The organism is Streptomyces sp. FH025, assembly GCF_017427025.1.
Taxonomy (GTDB): domain Bacteria; phylum Actinomycetota; class Actinomycetes; order Streptomycetales; family Streptomycetaceae; genus Kitasatospora.
The window spans coordinates 1-1792 of record NZ_JAFLNG010001054.1; the positions used below are offsets into that span (position 1 = coordinate 1).

2 protein-coding genes are annotated in these 1792 nt (G+C 71.0%); both read right to left on the bottom strand.

Annotated features, from left to right (window positions below; all coding sequences use genetic code 11):
• Positions 1 to 92: 92 nt before the first annotated feature.
• Positions 93 to 584: a MarR family winged helix-turn-helix transcriptional regulator gene (locus J0670_RS37185; RefSeq protein ID WP_207817194.1), complete on the bottom strand. Its 492-nt coding sequence runs from the start codon at positions 582 to 584 to the stop codon at positions 93 to 95.
• 63 nt (positions 585 to 647) lie between these two features.
• Positions 648 to 1792 (bottom strand): glycosyltransferase family 39 protein (locus J0670_RS37190; protein ID WP_307806865.1); only part of this gene is annotated, 1145 nt, incomplete at its 5' end.

The window sequence follows — 1792 nt, forward strand, 5'->3', positions numbered from 1 at the left end:
GCGGGTCTCCCGGTTCGTCGAGTACCGGGAAGGACGCTATCAGATTGTTTTGTTAGGGACTATCTATCTCGGGAGCAGCTTTGGGCCGTGCCTCAGCCCCGGGCGCGACGGGCGCGGCGCACCGTCCGCTCGCTCTCCACCGGCTCCGCCAGATGCCCGTCCACCAGGCGGGTCAGGGCCGAGACGAACATCTGCTGCTCGGGCTGCGGCAGCGCGTCCAGCAGCTCGCGGTGCACCCGGTCGGCGATCTCGGTGCCCTTCACGACGGCCTGCTCCCCCGCCTCGGTGACCGAGATGATCCGGGCCCGGCGGTCGGTCGCGGACGGGCGGCGCTCGGCCAGGCCGGCCTTCTCCAGCTCGTCGACGGTGACCACCATGGTGGTCTTGTCCAGGTCCGCCAGCTCGGCCAGCTGGATCTGGGTGCGCTCGGCCTCCCAGGCGTGGAACAGCACGCAGTAGGCGCGGGGGGTGATCCCGAGCTCCGCGAAGGCGGCCGCCATCCTGGTCGCCAGCACGTGGCTCGCGTGGTCCAGCAGGCCGGAGATGTCGCGGATCTGGCGCACGGGTGGCGGGGTCGTCGTCATGTGTCCGAGGTTAGCAACGGCCCGTCTGCTGCCGGATGATCCCGTAGCCAACCAACACCGGGATTACGGGATACCCAACTCGAACAGCGCATACCCCGCGTACCAGCCCGCCGCGATCACCGGCATGGCGAACAGCCCGACCAGCGAGGAGGTCCGTACCCGGCGCAGCGCCACCGCCAGGCCGATGAACAGCGGGAAGGCCGGCAGCAGGTAGCGCGAGATGTTGCCGAAGATCTGGTTGCTGCTCAGTGCGGTGACGACGGTGAGCGCGGTGTAGACCCACAGGACCAGCGGCGGGCGGGTCCGCCAGAGCAGCACCAGCAGGCCGGGCAGGGCCATCAGCAGGGCGATCGCGATCAGGTCCGGGACGGGGTTGGACTGCCAGAACGTCCAGTGGCCGGTGATCACGTCCATGATCGTGCGCAGGGTGGAGGCGCCGCCGTCGAAGTAGCGGTTCCAGGCGCCGCGCTGGAGCTTGAAGTAGCCGCCCCAGTCGCCCATCCGCCAGCCGACCCAGGCGACGTAGCCGAACAGGCCCCACGGGGTGATCAGCATCGCGGTCAGCGGGCGGGCCACTCCGTCGGTGCGGCGCACCAGCGCGACCAGCGCGGCGATCGACACGGCGGCGATCAGCGCGGCGGCGGTCGGCCGGTTGAGGCCCGCCACCAGCGCCAGCACCCCGGCGGTCAGCCAGCGGTGGGTCATCACGCAGTAGCAGGCCCAGGCGGAGAGCGCGACGAACAGCGAGTCCGAGTACACGGCCCACTCCACGCCCGAGCCCGGGAACAGGCCCCAGATCACCGCGGCGATCACGCCCGCCCGGAAGCCGCCGAGCCGCTCGGCGATCGCGAAGATCCCGGCCGCGGCGACCAGCGAGGCGATCACCGAGACCGCGATCCCGGAGCCGTACGGGCCGAGCCCGGTGACGGCGCCGACCAGCCGCATCAGCCAGGGGTAGAGCGGGAAGAAGGCCGCGGAGTTCTCGTAGTAGGTGGCCAGCGGGAAGCCGTGCAGGGGGATCAGCTGCGGGTCGTAGCCGTTCTCGGCGATCCGCTGGTACCAGACGCCGTCCCAGGTGCCCAGCACGTCCCACGGGTTGGCGCCGCCGCCGCGGCCGGGCTCCTTCTTCAGGTAGTCCCCGGTGTGCGACAGCAGCGTCAGGAAGACGGTCATGCCGATGGCCTTGACCACCGCGTACGCGCCGAGCC